This window comes from Sphingobium olei (assembly GCF_042678845.1).
In the GTDB taxonomy this organism is placed as follows: Bacteria; Pseudomonadota; Alphaproteobacteria; order Sphingomonadales; family Sphingomonadaceae; genus Sphingobium; species Sphingobium olei.
Window position 1 is genome coordinate 1 of sequence record NZ_JBHTLS010000048.1, and the last position, 1818, is coordinate 1818.

Below are 1818 nucleotides of genomic sequence, written 5' to 3' on the forward strand. Positions count from 1 at the left end.
CTCTTCAACAAACTCAAGAACTGGCGGCGTATCGCAACTCGATACGACAAAACCAAAGAGTCCTACCTCGGCTTCGTCAATCTCGTCTCAGCCCTGCAATGGATACCCTTTGTCCACGAAACCTAGAGTCCCTATTATCTTAATGGCGTCTTTTTGCCGAGCAATCGCGCGACTGACCGACCTGCTTTGCTGTACCAGCATGTCGAACTATGAGCAGGAACAAATCGGCTTTTCGCAGTCGGCGCCTCGCTTATAGTTCAGTGGTGCAAATCAGCTTCGAAGGCCGATTAGTGGATGGTCCATGATGCTCCATTGCAGAATACCGGCGCACTGAAGGATCCCCCCCCAGAAGGCGCGGCATTGTAGCTCACCGTTTTCAGGTCGACGGCAGCAGCCATTGCGCCGTGCATTCCCCTGTCGCACTTAGGAAGCTGACGGACGGCATAATTGCTCAGCATTGCTGGAGCACCAAGGCGCACCCGGTCTGCTTGAACGCTAAGAACATCTACATCCGAACTATTCGACAGGCGAATTGACCCTGCCCCTTTTGGTGACAATTTCAGATTCACATTGGCGCTGCCACCTGACGCTATCATGCCAACGTTATTGTTGCCGGTGAAGAGGGAAACCTGGTCAGCATATTCAGTCGAACCGATGTCAAAGGCGCCGTTCACTGCGGACAATTTCATCTGCTGTCGGGTTGCGCCCTTGTCGCGATAACTGAACATGTTTGGGATGCCTGGGACGTTTGCGCCGGCCTCTCCGTTCGCGCCAATTTGAAGACCATAAGAGGCAGCTCCGTCATTAACGATATACCCGTTGGTCCATTTTGCCTTTGCGCCTGCTGCCCGACCTATTTGGAACGCATTTGCGTTAGCAGGTTGACCCGCGCCCTGAATGAGCATTGCCATGCCTTCCACGGTGGAAGCTCCACTGATGTCAAAGTCTGCTTCCCAGCCTATTAGCTTACGCCCGCGAAGTCTTGCGCTGCCGTTGACTTCCGCATCGTTGAGGGCGGTGTTTATGGCCCATGTCGCTGATCGGTCGACGGCGTTCACGCCCGCCACAAATAGTCCCACCGCATTGCGCTCGGTGGGAGCTGATCCTTGTGGCGATGCATTAAAGATGTAAGCATCAATCGCTGCAGCGTGTTGAACCGGACGTTGGGGCTGCAAGTTGAGAACAGACCTTATGACACCATAGAATTTGTAGGTTGATGGAACCATCTTACCACTGTATATGCTACGCGCTTTGAGATCACTATTTTGAACTAAATGCTTTGATTCTTCTTCTGAAAGGATTTCATCTTTATCTGCTTTTAACCCGCAAGAAGTTATCATCAGCAAAGCGCAAACGGTTATTTTCTTCATTATAGGCCTCTTACAAAAAGGTGAGCACATAGGTAGCAATTTACCGGTCCAGCCGCCGTCCGTCCGGCCGAGGGAACCATAGCTTGTCCGTCGCTTCAACCGCCACGCTCTACAAGAAGCACCCCGTTGAACTCATAGAGACCGACAGCGGCGCATTCTGCCAATTGCGAACCTCTAATCGAGTTGACACGTTCTGGGTTTTCCGGCGGCCCCTAAATGTGGAAAAGAGCGTCCGGTATGAGCAAAATGGAAAAGAGATTTCGCCTGAAGTCCATGACTGAGCCGTTCGGATCATTGGCAGGCACCGCGCGGATTACGGCACTTAGAGCGGTTTCCGTTCATTCTGGATCGTATCCGCAAGAACTGAAGTAGTTGGCGCACTCGGCGGGCTTGAAGATGTCGACGAGCCTGCCGATGAGGTCCCACAGTCCAGAGACGGTTCGCTCGC

General features: G+C 52.7%; 1 protein-coding gene and 2 pseudogenes. 1 reads left to right on the forward strand and 2 read right to left on the reverse strand.

The window, feature by feature from the left end; genetic code table 11:
• Window positions 1-126 (forward strand): annotated as a pseudogene (locus tag ACFQ24_RS03995) (IS5 family transposase); the annotation flags it as partial.
• A gap of 161 nt (window positions 127-287) precedes the next feature.
• Here the strand turns inward: ACFQ24_RS03995 and ACFQ24_RS04000 are convergent.
• Window positions 288-1370 carry a hypothetical protein gene (locus ACFQ24_RS04000; protein ID WP_380909162.1) on the reverse strand — a complete coding sequence of 361 codons (1083 nt, stop codon included), beginning with the start codon at window positions 1368-1370 and terminating at the stop codon, window positions 288-290.
• A gap of 338 nt (window positions 1371-1708) precedes the next feature.
• Window positions 1709-1818 (reverse strand): annotated as a pseudogene (locus ACFQ24_RS04005) (IS630 family transposase); the annotation flags it as partial.

Bases quoted from the DNA above. Each gene is read 5' to 3' on its own strand.
- ACFQ24_RS04000 (WP_380909162.1), bottom strand. From the start codon at position 1,370: ATGAAGAAAATAACCGTTTGCGCTTTGCTGATGATAACTTCTTGCGGG.